This is a genomic window from uncultured Barnesiella sp. (assembly GCF_946496565.1).
GTDB lineage: Bacteria > Bacteroidota > Bacteroidia > Bacteroidales > Barnesiellaceae > Barnesiella > Barnesiella merdigallinarum.
This window is the reverse complement of sequence record NZ_CAMMHD010000017.1, coordinates 1-12,034: the sequence shown is the minus strand read 5'-3', so window position 1 is coordinate 12,034 and position 12,034 is coordinate 1. Positions and strand designations below refer to the sequence as shown.

General features: G+C 55.3%; 10 protein-coding genes. 8 read left to right on the top strand and 2 right to left on the bottom strand.

Annotation, left to right across the window (positions count from 1 at the left end):
* Positions 1-260: 260 nt before the first annotated feature.
* Together tig and Q1K76_RS09555 are read right to left on the bottom strand one after the other, a co-directional pair.
* Complete coding sequence (gene tig, locus Q1K76_RS09560; RefSeq protein ID WP_087407654.1) at positions 261-1,622, bottom strand: trigger factor; 1,362 nt, start codon at positions 1,620-1,622, stop codon at positions 261-263.
* A 203-nt stretch (positions 1,623-1,825) separates the two neighbouring features.
* The gene (locus Q1K76_RS09555) at positions 1,826-2,287 is read right to left on the bottom strand and encodes a hypothetical protein (protein ID WP_087407655.1); all 462 of its coding nucleotides are present in this window, start codon (positions 2,285-2,287) and stop codon (positions 1,826-1,828) included.
* A gap of 472 nt (positions 2,288-2,759) precedes the next feature.
* Between Q1K76_RS09555 and Q1K76_RS09550 the strand changes: the two genes are divergently transcribed.
* The 8 genes from Q1K76_RS09550 to Q1K76_RS09515 all read left to right on the top strand — a co-directional run bounded on the left by Q1K76_RS09550 (position 2,760) and on the right by Q1K76_RS09515 (position 11,873).
* A complete protein-coding gene (locus Q1K76_RS09550; protein WP_087407769.1) occupies positions 2,760-3,605 on the top strand; it encodes a prephenate dehydratase in 846 nt (281 codons plus the stop codon).
* Positions 3,580-4,782, top strand: a complete 1,203-nt coding sequence (locus Q1K76_RS09545) for an aminotransferase class I/II-fold pyridoxal phosphate-dependent enzyme (protein ID WP_300132876.1) — start codon at positions 3,580-3,582, stop codon at positions 4,780-4,782. The genes Q1K76_RS09550 and Q1K76_RS09545 overlap by 26 nt, the downstream gene beginning before the upstream one ends.
* A complete protein-coding gene (locus tag Q1K76_RS09540) occupies positions 4,779-5,843 on the top strand; it encodes a bifunctional 3-deoxy-7-phosphoheptulonate synthase/chorismate mutase type II (protein ID WP_087407657.1) in 1,065 nt (354 codons plus the stop codon). Before Q1K76_RS09545 ends, Q1K76_RS09540 begins: the two co-directional genes overlap by 4 nt.
* A gap of 47 nt (positions 5,844-5,890) precedes the next feature.
* Positions 5,891-6,664, top strand: a complete 774-nt coding sequence (locus Q1K76_RS09535) for a prephenate dehydrogenase/arogenate dehydrogenase family protein (protein WP_087407658.1) — start codon at positions 5,891-5,893, stop codon at positions 6,662-6,664.
* A gap of 270 nt (positions 6,665-6,934) precedes the next feature.
* Positions 6,935-7,114: a hypothetical protein gene (locus tag Q1K76_RS09530; RefSeq protein WP_087407659.1), complete on the top strand. Its 180-nt coding sequence runs from the start codon at positions 6,935-6,937 to the stop codon at positions 7,112-7,114.
* Between the two features lie 27 nt (positions 7,115-7,141).
* Positions 7,142-9,037, top strand: a complete 1,896-nt coding sequence (gene dxs / locus Q1K76_RS09525; RefSeq protein ID WP_258326979.1) for a 1-deoxy-D-xylulose-5-phosphate synthase — start codon at positions 7,142-7,144, stop codon at positions 9,035-9,037.
* Positions 9,038-9,063: 26 nt separating this feature from the next.
* Positions 9,064-10,398, top strand: a complete 1,335-nt coding sequence (gene trkA / locus Q1K76_RS09520; protein WP_087407770.1) for a Trk system potassium transporter TrkA — start codon at positions 9,064-9,066, stop codon at positions 10,396-10,398.
* A gap of 11 nt (positions 10,399-10,409) precedes the next feature.
* Positions 10,410-11,873 (top strand): TrkH family potassium uptake protein, encoded by a 1,464-nt coding sequence (locus tag Q1K76_RS09515; protein ID WP_258326980.1) that lies wholly within the window; start codon positions 10,410-10,412, stop codon positions 11,871-11,873.
* The last annotated feature ends 161 nt before the right edge of the window (positions 11,874-12,034 follow it).

Below are 12,034 nucleotides of genomic sequence, written 5' to 3'. Positions count from 1 at the left end.
CGGGAAACAAAGATACTGTTTGACTTTGTCAAAACACATTCTATCTCATACAAAGATATAAACAAAAACAGTTATGCCCCAAATAAATTTGGGCGAGCCACCTGTTTTTTAGGACCTGCTTTCACAAAAAATAATATATACATCACAACCCGCCTGCCCCTCGAACCGGCAAAACTACCGGGCCGAGGTGACAAAAAGCCCCGAAAACAGAGGGTTCCGGGGCTTCGTGTGAATTTATATCGAATTACTATCGACTGGTCTTATTCTGCAGTTTCGAACAGCTTCTGGAAATTCTCCATCGATACCTCTTTGTGGTTGAGGGTTACCGATTCCTTGATAGCCGTTTGAATCTTCATCTCGGTAGCCTGGTTGATGAGACGCGAACGGGTATCCTTGTTCGAGAGCATCTCGTTGCCGTAGCGCTCGAGTACATCGTCGGGCACACCGGTCATGCCGTATTGGGCAAACTGGCTGGCGGCTACACGTTTGGCCATAGCCTTCAGGTCGTTGTCGTCGACATGAATATCGAATTGTTTTACGATTTGCTCCTTGATCAGTTGCCACTTCAAGTCGGGTACCATGCGCGAGTAGTCGTCGTCGATGGTCTCGGCCTTGCGCTCCTTGTCGGTAGCGAGCAACCAGCGTTTGAGGAATGCGTCGGGCAATTCGAAGTCGCCTACGGCTTTTTCGATGGCAGCACGCGAATCGAGCGAGAAGCGGTAGTCGCTCTCGGGAACCAGCTGGTGGGCAATCATCTCGCGGATTTTGGCCAGGTACTCTTCCTCGGTCTTCACGGTATCCTTACCGAAGATGCTGTCGAAGAACTCCTGATTCAACTCGGCGGGTTGCAGGTGGGTAATATCTGTCACTGTCATTTCGAAGTCGGATGTCACATTGGCAGCCTTCTCCTTGTCGGTATTGAGCATCGAAGCCAGTTCGGCTACCGAAGCGTTGCAGCTCTTCGAGGGGTTGAATACCACTTTGTCGCCCTTCTTCACGCCGGCAAACTTGGCCTTCTCGTCGTCGCTCTTGAAGTAGTTGGGCGAAACGATTGTGCTCTCTACCGTGATGCCGCCTTCGAGGGGAGTGCCGTCGCTCGAGAGCTCGACCATCGAACCCTTGATGAGGTCTTTCTCGTCGGTCGACTCGTCTACCGAAACCTGTTTGCCGAAGCGGGCACGGAACGATTCGTCCTGACGTTTTACCATATCGTCGTCGACCGTAATCGTGTAGTAGGGAACCGAAATCGACTTGTCTACCTTCACATTCAGTTCGGGGGCCAGAGCCACATCAAAACGGAAGGTGAAATCGTCCTGAGCATCCAGGTCAACCGTCATGTCTTCGGCCGTCATGGGCTCGCCCAGAATGTTGAGTTTGTTATCGCGGATATAATTGTACAAAGCCTCTGAAACCAAACGGTTGATCTCCTCTACCCGTACCGATTTGCCAAACATCTTCGTGAGGATGCTGAAGGGTACTTTCCCCTTTCTGAAACCGGGGATATTGGCTTTCTGCCCGTAGGCGCGAAGAGATTTATCAACTTTGTCCTGATAATCGGCTTTCGATATTTCAATTGAAATCACAGCGTTCAGGTTGTCGGTGTTTTGATGTGAAACGTTCATTCTTATGAATTTTATTAAATTAGACTCTTTACTGTTTTTACTCTCTATTGCCTACAAAAAGCGTGCAAATTTTGAGAGCGCAAAATTAGTGCTTATCTTTCGATAATCAAATTATTATTAAATTTTTTCTTTTTTCGGAACCGACAAACGAGGGGCTCCGAGGGTGCCCCTTCCCCCCTTCCGGTCGGTCGGGGACAGAGGTTCTACTTGGTATCGGCCATCAGCTGGTCGAAGAAATCGTCGAGTTCCTTGTCCATCTTTTCCCAGAAATCGTCGTGCAGATAGATATTCTCGTCGTCGATGGTAATGAGGTCGGCCACCGGCTCCATGTCGGCATTGACCAGCACCACCGAGAAGGGCGAAATAACATCCAGCGAGTGAATAGCCTGGCTCACCCGCTCATCGGCCAGTACCTTTCTCAAAAAGGCTATCAAGGCTGCATCCAGCTGGTCGCCATCGTGAGCCGTGCGCCACTCGTCGAGCTCATCGATGGTCGACTGGGCCAGCACGCCGTCACCGTCGTCGAAGACGGTAAAGAGTTGTTCGTCATACTTCACCTGCACATACATGTCGGTGAGCGACAGGGCCTCTGCACGGGCCTTCTCTACCGCTGCACAAAGGGTATCGCACAGGGTCGAGAAAAGTTTTTCTTCCGAAGCGTCCATAATCATTCTATTCGTTAAGTTGCGACAGTCGGCAACAGCCCTCCGAATCGAAGAGAAAGAGAGACTCTCCCCCACCCGACTTGGCCCTAATGCCTTCTATCTTTCACACAAAGGTAGTGAAAAAAGCAAGTATCGGCATCGACTCCATATCAAATTTTTCTTATTTCTTATATATGCCCGCACAATCATCGTGACGGCTACGATTCGAAAAGAATAAAAAAAATATCGTTTTATTCAAAAATTTATAGCGATTTGTTTGGAATCAAAAATGATTTCATTACATTTGCAACATCAAACTCGCAACAGAGAAACGATGAAGAACTTTGATTTTGCATATTACTTTTACTTTTATTTTTATTTTCGCCAAAATAAAAACGGGGTTTTATGCAATTAAGAGAATGTAAAACAGAACAACGACACGTATAGTAAAATCCCGTTCAACCACCGAACGGGATTTTTTTATTTTCGACCTATGAAGAAGAGAGTCACCATACAAGGCATAGCCGGCTGTTACCACGAAGCCGCCGCCCGCGCCTACTTCGGCGAGGAGGAAATCGAGACCGTCGCTTGTGCCACCTTTGCCGAGATGTTCGACCGCATGGCACTCGACCACTCCCTGCTGGGCATCATCGCCATCGAGAATACCATCGCCGGCAGCCTGCTGCAAAACCACGAGTTGCTGCGCAAGAGCAATCTGAACATCGTGGGGGAATACAAGTTGCGCATCTCGCACGTACTGGCCGCTCTGCCGGGCGAGACCCTCGACGACATACGCGAGGTAAACTCGCACCCCATGGCCCTGATGCAGTGCGGCGAGTTTCTCAAGACCCACCCGCGCATGAAACTCGTCGAAAAGGACGACACGGCGGGCAGCGCCCAGGAGATAGCCCAGCACCACCTCACGGGGCATGCCGCCATCTGCGGCCGGCTGGCGGCCCAAATCTACGGTCTGAACATCCTGGCCGAGGGCATCGAGACCAACAAGCGCAACTTCACCCGGTTCCTGGTCGTGGCCGACCCGCTTTACAGCGACTGGCTCACCGCCGGCAAGCGCATCAACAAGGCGTCGCTCGTCTTCAGCCTGCCCCACACGCAAGGCAGCCTGTCGAAGGTGCTCACCATCCTCTCCTTCTACGACATCAACCTGTCGAAAATACAATCCATGCCCATCATCGGGCGAGAGTGGGAATACCGGTTTTACATCGACCTCACGTTCGACAACTTCACCCGCTACAAACAATCGCTCGACGCCATACGGCCGTTGACCAAGAACTTCAAAATACTCGGAGAATATGCAGAATTTGACAAACCCCTTTGACATACGGCCCGCCCACCGGGTAAACCAGGTGAGCGAATACTACTTCTCGCGCAAGCTCAAAGAGATTGCCGGGCTCAATGCCCAAGGACTCGACATCATCAGCCTGGGCATCGGGGGTCCCGACCGGCCTCCCCACGCCGATACCATCGAGGCGCTCTGCTCCGAGAGCCGGCGCCCCGACACCCACAGCTACCAGCCCTACGTGGGCATTCCCGCACTGCGGCAGGCCTTTGCCGACTGGTATGCCCGCTGGTATGGCGTAGAGCTCGACCCCCAGCGCGAAATACAGCCGCTCATCGGTTCGAAAGAGGGCATCCTGCACATCAGCCTTGCCTTCCTCAACCCCGGCGACGGGGTGTTGGTACCCAATCCCGGCTACCCCACCTACAGCTCGGTGAGCCGGCTGGCCGAGGCCGAAATCTTCACCTACGACCTCGACGCGCAGAACGGGTGGCAACCCGACTTCAATCAGCTCGAGTCGCTGCCGCTCGACCGCATCAAACTCATGTGGGTCAACTACCCCAACATGCCTACCGGCGCCAACGCCTCGGTCGAGCTGTTTACCCGTCTGGTCGAGTTCGGCCGGCGTCACGGCATCGTCATCGTCAACGACAACCCCTACAGCTTCATCCTCAACGACCGGCCCCTCAGCCTGCTGTCGATACCCGGCGCCCGCGAGTGCTGCATCGAGATGAACTCGCTGAGCAAGTCGCACAACATGGCCGGCTGGCGCATCGGCATGCTGGCCTCGAACCCGCAGTTTGTCGAGTGGATATTGCGGGTGAAGAGCAACATCGACTCGGGCATGTTCCGCCCCTTGCAGAGCGCGGCCATCAAGGCACTCTCGTGCGGTCCCGAATGGTATGCCGAGGTAAACCGGGTCTACCGCTCGCGACGGACCGTTGCCGAGCAAATCATGCAGGCGCTCGGCTGCAGCTACGACCCCTCGCAAGTGGGGCTGTTCCTGTGGGGGCGCATCCCCGACGAGGCCCGCGACGCCGAATCGCTGGCCGACCGCGTGCTCTACGACGCCCGCGTATTCATCACCCCGGGGTTCATCTTCGGCAGCGGGGGCAACCGCTACCTGCGCATTTCGCTCTGCGCCCCCGAAGAGCGAATGAAAGAAGCTTTACAACGTATCGAAAAAAATGAAATCCTAAAATACTATTTGTTATGAACGACTTACAACCGATTACACTTCCCGGGGTCGACCTCAAGCGCCCCGTCATCATAGCCGGTCCCTGCAGTGCCGAGACCGAAGAACAGGTAATGAACACCGCCCGCCAACTGGCCGGGCAAGGCATCAAGATATTCCGCGCCGGGATATGGAAACCCCGCACCAAACCGGGAGGTTTCGAAGGCGTGGGCGTAGAGGGGCTGAACTGGCTCAAACGGGTGAAAGAGGAGACCGGCATGTACACCGCCACCGAGGTGGCCACCGAGCGACACGTGTTCGAAGCCCTCAAGCACGGCATAGACATCCTGTGGATCGGAGCCCGCACCACGGCCAACCCCTTTGCCGTACAGGAGATTGCCGACGCCCTGAAGGGGGTCGATATTCCCGTACTCATCAAGAACCCCGTGAACCCCGACCTCGAGCTGTGGATTGGCGCCGTCGAGCGCATCTACAACGCCGGCCTGCATCGGCTGGCTGTTATACACCGCGGCTTCAGCAGCTACGACAAGCACCTCTACCGCAATCTGCCCCAGTGGCACATTCCCATCGAGTTGCGCCGCCGCCTGCCCAACCTGCCCATCTTCTGCGACCCCAGCCACATCGGGGGCAAGCGCGAACTGGTGGCCCCGTTGTGCCAGCAGGCCATGGACCTGGGTTTCGACGGACTCATCGTCGAGTCGCACTGCGACCCCGACTGCGCCTGGAGCGACAAGAACCAGCAGGTGACCCCCGACGCCCTCCACTACATCCTGAACATGCTGGTGATTCGCGAGACCACCCAGACCACAGAGAACCTCTCGGAGCTGCGCAGCCAGATAGACCAGCTCGACAACCAACTGCTCGAACTGCTGGCCAAGCGCATGCGGGTTTCGCGCGAAATCGGCCAATACAAAAAGGAGCACAGCATGCCCGTTTTGCAGACCAGCCGCTACGACGAGATTCTGCAGAAACGCATGGCCGAGGCCGTGGAGCTGGGCATGGGAGCCGACTTCATGAAAGAGATCATGCAGGCCATTCATGAGGAGTCGGTACACCAGCAAATGGAGATTATCAATAAATAAAAGGAGATTACCACTTAGCAATAAGATTACAAGTTGTCGCATTGTCTATGAAAATCGTTATTCTCGGAGCCGGCAAAATGGGGTCGTTCTTTGCCGACGTACTCAGCTTCGACCACGAAGTCGCCCTCTACGACGTCGACCCGCAACGGCTTCGATTCGCCTTCAACACCCTGCGCATGACCCGCCCCGAAGAGATAGGCGAGTTTGCCCCCGACCTGGTCATCAACGCCGCCACGGTCAAGTACACCATCGAGGCGTTCGAGTCGGTGCTCCCCTACCTGCCGGCCCGCACCATCCTGTCCGACATTGCCTCGGTCAAGACCGGTCTGCCCGAGTTCTACGCCCGGGCGGGACACCCGTTCGTATCGACCCACCCCATGTTCGGCCCCACCTTTGCCAACCTGAGCGACCTGAGCACGCAGCACGTCATCATCATCACCGAGGGCGACCACCTGGGCAAAGTCTTTTTCAAGGACATCTACCAGCGGTTGCGGCTCAACATCTTCGAATATTCGTTCCGCGAGCACGACGAGACCATCGCCTACTCCCTGTCGATACCCTTCACCTCGACCCTGGTATTCGCCTCGATCATGAAGCACCAGGATGCCCCGGGTACCACCTTCAAGAAGCACATGGACATTGCCCGCGGCCTGCTCTCGGAAGACGACTACCTGCTCACCGAGATACTCTTCAACCCCAACACCCCGCAGCAGGTGCGGCAGATACAGGAGCAACTCTCGGTCCTGCTCGACATCGTCGAACAGAAAGATACCGACCGCATGAAAGAGTACCTCACCCGGGTACGGAAAAACATCGAGTGAAGACTCCCGTCGCCGCCACACCCGGCAACACCCCCATCGAGATAGCGTGCCACCCTCCCCGACGGTACGCTATCTTTTGTTTTTCACCCTTTCGACGCCCGCTTGAGAAAAGTCATCAATCGATTGATTATCTTATATTTATAAAATATCATCTTTTATTTACTCCGCGATTTTGGTATAATATTTTCTTTTCTTGCAAAAGAATATCTATATTTGTAGGTTGACTCAGGAGGTCGATACCCATACACTGAAAAAACAGGATTTTTTGATATGAGAAAATATAATGTGTTCCGCATTTCGTGTATCGCACTGCTATGGCTTTTTTGTGCCGTGACATTGATTTGGGCGAAAGGTATTGATGGGCAAGTGCTGTTTGCCATCATAGCCTCGGGAATCATCGTATTCGTGCCTCTCTACAAACAATGGAAACGAGAGAGCAACAACCAATGAGCCGCCAAGTCGATAAAATAGTTGAAAATGGAACCCGATAACATAGAACTACTCAAACAGATAAACTTCCCTGCCGACCTGCGCAAACTGCCGGTCGAGAAACTGCCCGAGGTGTGTGCCGAGATACGCCGTTTCCTCATCGGCTCGCTGGCCCACAACCCGGGACACTTCGGGTCGAGCATGGGGGCCGTCGAGCTGACCGTAGCCCTGCACTACGTATTCGACACCCCTTACGACCGCATCGTATGGGACGTGGGGCATCAGGCCTACGGGCACAAGATACTGACCGGCCGCCGCGAGCGGTTCGACACCTGCCGCAAACTGAACGGGCTGAGCGGTTTCCCCAATCCGGCCGAGAGCGAATACGACGCCTTCATCGCCGGCCATGCCTCCAACTCCATATCGGCCGCGCTGGGTATGGCCATCGCCACCCGGCTGAAACACGAGGAGAAGGAGCGCAAGGTGATTGCCGTCATCGGCGATGCCTCCATTGCCGGCGGGCTGGCCTTCGAGGGACTGAACAACGCCTCGATTAACCCCAACAACCTGCTCATCATCCTCAACGACAACGATATGGCCATCGACCATAACGTGGGCGGATTGAACGAATATCTGGTAAACATCACCACCTCGCGGGGGTACAACCGGCTGCGTTACGACGCCTACCGCACCCTGCGGCGGTTCAACCTCATCGACGAGGAGCACCGCGGCGCGATACTGCGCTTCAACAACAGTCTGAAGGCGCTCATCACCAAACAGCAAAACATATTCGAGGGGCTCGACATACGCTATTTCGGACCCATCGACGGCCACAACGTCATCAATATCGTCAACAAACTGAACGACATCAAGGATATGACGGGGCCTAAGATACTACACCTGCGCACCATCAAGGGCAAGGGATATGCTCCGGCCGAAAAAGAGCCTACCATCTGGCACGCTCCCGGCTGTTTCGACCCCGCTACGGGCCAACGCAAAAGCGAGCCCGAGGGCAACAAGCCCCCCAAGTTTCAGGACGTATTCGGCCACACGCTGGTCGAGCTGGCCGAGCAGAACGACAAGATTACCGTCATCACACCGGCCATGCCCACAGGCAGCTCGTCGTGTTTCATGATGGAGCGCTTTCCCCAGCGGTCGTTCGATGTGGGCATCTCCGAAGAGCATGCCGCCACCTTCGCCGCCGGACTGGCCAAAGAGGGGCTGCAACCCTTCTGCAGCATCTACTCCACCTTCCTGCAACGCGCTTTCGACGAGGTGATACACGACGTGGCTATACAGAAACTGCCCGTCACCTTCTGCATCGACCGGGCCGGACTGGTGGGTGAAGACGGGGTGACGCACCACGGGGTATTCGACCTGTGCTACCTGCGCTGCATTCCCAACATGACCATCGCCGCCCCCATGGACGAGCACTACCTGCGCCACCTCATGTACACGGCGCAACTGCGCAACAACGGGCCCTTTGCCATACGCTATCCGCGCGGCAGCGGCAGCCAGGTCGACTGGCGCTGCCCCATGCACGAGCTGCCCATCGGCAAAGGTCGCCAGCTATGCGAAGGCGACGACATAGCCGTGCTCTGCGTGGGCCCCATCGGGGTCGATGCCCTGCACGCCGTGCAACGGGCACGCGAAGCGGGCGTGAAGGCAGCCCTCTACGACATGATTTTTGTCAAGCCCCTCGACGAGGAGATACTCCACGAGGTAGGCCAGAAATACAAGAGAGTCATCACCCTGGAAGACGGGAGCATCACCGGCGGATTCGGGAGTGCCGTGCTGGAATTCATGGCCGACCACGGTTACACGCCCCGCATCAAACGGATGGGCATTCCCGACCGGTTTATCGCTCAGGGCTCCGTCAAAGAGTTGCACCAGCTGTGCGGCATCGACGAAGAGAGTATTTACGCGACCCTCATGGGTAATTGAATATAAAGATACAAAGGGTATACATTATGAAAATCATCATCGCCGGAGCCGGAGAGGTGGGAACCCACCTGGCCAAACTGCTCTCCCGGGAAGAACAGGACATTATCCTGATCGACAACGACGAAGAAAAGCTAAGAGAACTCGACGCCAACTACAACCTGATGACGATTGTGGGAAACCCCACCGCCTTTATGACCCTGAAACAGGCCAAGGTGCACCAGGCCGACCTGTTTATCGCCGTCATGCCGTTCGAGACCCGCAACATCATGGCTTGCACCATGGCCTCGAAACTGGGAGCCAAGAAGACGCTGGCCCGGGTCGACAACTACGAATATCTGCTGCCCGAGAACAAAGCCTTCTTCGACAGCCTGGGGGTAAACGAACTCATCTATCCCGAAAAGCTGGCGGCCGAGGAGGTAATCACCGCCCTGCGACACACCTGGACCCGCAACTGGTTCGAGCTGTGCAACGGCGAGCTCATCGTCTTGAGCGTGAAGCTGCACGACAACGCCAAGATTCTGAACAAGAAACTCTACGAAGTCACCACAGCCGACAGCCAGTTTCACATTGCGGCCATCAAGCGCATACACGAAACCATTATCCCACGTGGTAACGACGAGATAAAGGTGGGCGACATCGCCTACTTCACCACCACGCCCAACCACATCGGGGAGATACGACAGCTCGCAGGCGAAAGCGAAGCCGAAATCCACAAAATCATGATTATGGGCGGCAGTCGCATTGCCATACGCATCTCGAGCTATGCCCCCGACGACATGGACATCAAGCTCATCGAATGCGACCGCCAGAAGAGCTACAAACTGGCCGAGCGCATGCACGATGTCATCATCATCCAGGGCGACGGCCGCAACGTGGACCTGCTCAAAGAGGAGGGCATACGCGACATGGATGCCTTCATTGCCCTCACCGACAGCTCCGAGACCAACATTCTGGCCTGCCTCACCGCCAAAGAGCTGGGAGTGCAGAAGACCATCGCCGAGGTCGAGAACCTGCAATTCATCTCGACGGCTGAGCGGCTGAACATCGGCAACATCATCAACAAGAAGCTGCTGGCGGCCAGCCGCATCTTCCAGTTGCTGCTCGACGAAGACTCGTCGAACGCCAAATGTCTGGCCCTGTCGGATGCCGAAGTGATGGAGCTCGTCGCCAAAGAGAACTCCAAGATTACCAAAGCGCCGGTCAAAGACCTGAAACTGCCGTCGGACCTGACCATCGGTGGTCTGGTGCGCAACGGTCACGGTATGGTGGTGACCGGTAACACCTGGATACAGCCCAACGACCACGTCGTCATCTTCTGTCTCGACACGGCCCTGCACAAAATAGACAAGCTGTTTAATTAACGAGAGAGACTATGGCCAAAATCAATGTTCGTGTCATACTGAAATTTATCGGGATGCTGCTCTGTCTGGAGGCCATCCTCATGCTCGCGCCCTATATCGTTGCCCTCATCTATGGCGAAGGCGACGCCATGGCCTTCCTGTTGTCGATAGGGATAACGGCCATCACGGGAGGTGCGCTGTTCTACTTCTTCCGGAATGCCCGCAACGAAGTGGGCAAACGCGAAAGTTACCTGATTGTCACCTCCATCTGGCTCTTCTTCACCCTCTTCGGCATGTTGCCCTTCTGCTTTATGCCCAACTCTCTGAGTGTAGCCGATGCCTTTTTCGAAACCGTTTCGGGGCTGACGACAACCGGAGCCTCGATCATTCCCAACGTCGAAGCCCTGCCCCACGGCATTCTGTTCTGGCGCAGCTTCACCCATCTTATCGGCGGTATGGGTATCATCCTCTTGACCGTCGCCATACTGCCCATGCTCAACCACCAGGGCGGCCTGATTCTGTTCAACTCGGAGGTGACCGGCATTTCACACGAGAAACTGAAACCGAAGATTGGCGAGACCTCCAAAAAGCTGTGGTACGTATACATATCGCTCACCGCCATTCTGTGCCTGTTGCTGTGCGTAGGTCCCATGAAGCCGTTCGACGCCATCTGCCACGCCTTCAGCACCATGGCCACGGGTGGATTCTCGACCAAGCAGGCCAGCCTCAACCACTGGCACTCGGCCTATATCGACTATGTCATCACGATATTTACCTTTGTGGCCGGTATCAACTTCGCCCTGGTATACCGGGCCGTCACCGGCGACGTGAAGCGACTCTTCTCCAACGAAGAGACCAAATGGTATACCGTTATCGTCGTGGGAGCTACGGTCGTAGTGGTAGCCGGACTCTATGTGACGGGACAAAACAGTTCGTTCGAAGAGACCGTGCGGGTATCGCTGGCCCAGGTAGTCACCGTCATCACCAGCACGGGATACACCGTGGGTGATTACGTAGCCTGGGGACCCTTCTTCACTACCGTATTCCTGCTGCTCATGTTCTTCGGTGCTTGTGCAGGCTCGACCTGCGGCGGTGCCAAGATAGACCGTCTGGTAGTGCTGGCCAAGAATACCCGCAACGAGTTCTACCGGGTTATCCACCCCAACGCCATTCTGCCCGTGCGGGTCAACGGCAAAGCCATTTCGCACGAGGTGGTCTCCAAGATTCTGGCCTTCATCCTGGTCTATGTGATGGTACTCATTGCCGGCTCTATCGTGCTGACGGCACTGGGGCTCTCGATCGAAGAGGCCTTCGGGTCTACCCTCTCGTGTCTGAGCAACATCGGGCCGGGAGCCGGAGCCACGGGACCGGTCGGGAACTATGCCTTTATCCCCGACATAGGCAAATGGACCCTCTCTTTCATCATGCTCATCGGGCGTCTCGAGCTGTTCACCGTGCTCATCCTCTTTACCTCCTATTTCTGGAAAAACTCGTAGGACCGGCACACTCTCGTCAGTTCCACCAAGAGGGGATTTCGTGTAAAAATATCGGCTCATGCTCTGTTTTTACATACGACTTTGCCTATCTTTGCTACACGAATACAGGAGGCGGTTCAGCACAGCCAAACTTGAAAACTTCATTTTCGTTTGTCTCTGCC

Coding starts and splice junctions, on each gene's coding strand:
- Q1K76_RS09550 (WP_087407769.1), top strand. CDS start 2,760: ATGAAGAAGAGAGTCACCATACAAGGCATAGCCGGCTGTTACCACGAA.
- Q1K76_RS09530 (WP_087407659.1), top strand. CDS start 6,935: ATGAGAAAATATAATGTGTTCCGCATTTCGTGTATCGCACTGCTATGG.
- trkA (WP_087407770.1), top strand. CDS start 9,064: ATGAAAATCATCATCGCCGGAGCCGGAGAGGTGGGAACCCACCTGGCC.
- Q1K76_RS09535 (WP_087407658.1), top strand. CDS start 5,891: ATGAAAATCGTTATTCTCGGAGCCGGCAAAATGGGGTCGTTCTTTGCC.
- tig (WP_087407654.1), bottom strand. CDS start 1,622: ATGAACGTTTCACATCAAAACACCGACAACCTGAACGCTGTGATTTCA.
- Q1K76_RS09540 (WP_087407657.1), top strand. CDS start 4,779: ATGAACGACTTACAACCGATTACACTTCCCGGGGTCGACCTCAAGCGC.
- dxs (WP_258326979.1), top strand. CDS start 7,142: ATGGAACCCGATAACATAGAACTACTCAAACAGATAAACTTCCCTGCC.
- Q1K76_RS09515 (WP_258326980.1), top strand. CDS start 10,410: ATGGCCAAAATCAATGTTCGTGTCATACTGAAATTTATCGGGATGCTG.
- Q1K76_RS09545 (WP_300132876.1), top strand. CDS start 3,580: ATGCAGAATTTGACAAACCCCTTTGACATACGGCCCGCCCACCGGGTA.
- Q1K76_RS09555 (WP_087407655.1), bottom strand. CDS start 2,287: ATGGACGCTTCGGAAGAAAAACTTTTCTCGACCCTGTGCGATACCCTT.